Genomic DNA, 674 nt, shown 5'->3' with positions numbered 1-674 from the left:
GATTGGCTACGACGCGATGGCGTTAGGCAATCACGAATTTGATAATCCGCTAGACGTGCTATTCAAACAGCAAGATTGGGCTAACTTCCCAATGCTGTCAGCCAACATCTACGACAAAAAAACGGGCAAGCGTTTATTCCAACCTTACGCGATGTTCAATAAGCAAGGCATTAAAATTGCGGTTATTGGTCTGACAACAGAAGATACCGCGAAGTTGGGAAATCCTGAGTTTATCGGTCAAGTGGACTTCCGCGACCCGAAAGCGGAAGCGAAAGAGCTGATTGCAGAACTGAAAAAAACAGAAAATCCGGATCTGATTTTCGCTGTTACGCACATGGGTCACTACGAAAATGGCAACCGTGGCATCAATGCGCCGGGTGATGTAGCTTTGGCGCGTTACCTTAATGAAGGCGATTTGGACATGATTGTGGGTGGTCACTCACAAGAGCCCGTTTGTATGGAAGGTCCTAACGTTATCAAAAAGAACTTTAAACCGGGTGATGAGTGTCAACCAGACCAACAAAACGGTACTTACATTGTTCAGGCGCATGAGTGGGGTAAATATGTTGGCCGTGCCGATTACGAATTCCGTAACGGCGAACTATCAATGGTGAGCTACGATCTTATTCCGGTAAACTTGAAGAAAAAAATCAACGTGGATGGTCAATCACAAC

General features: G+C 45.7%; 1 protein-coding gene. It reads left to right on the top strand.

The window, feature by feature from the left end; all coding sequences use genetic code 11:
- Positions 1 to 674, top strand: a 674-nt coding sequence (locus tag R7F64_RS23925) for a metallophosphoesterase (RefSeq protein ID WP_318072157.1), incomplete at both ends; no start/stop codon positions are given.

This window comes from Vibrio sp. Vb1980 (assembly GCF_033338615.1).
GTDB lineage: Bacteria > Pseudomonadota > Gammaproteobacteria > Enterobacterales > Vibrionaceae > Vibrio > Vibrio alginolyticus.
The sequence above is the reverse complement of the archived record's forward strand: the minus strand, read 5'-3'. Positions and strand labels throughout refer to the sequence as shown.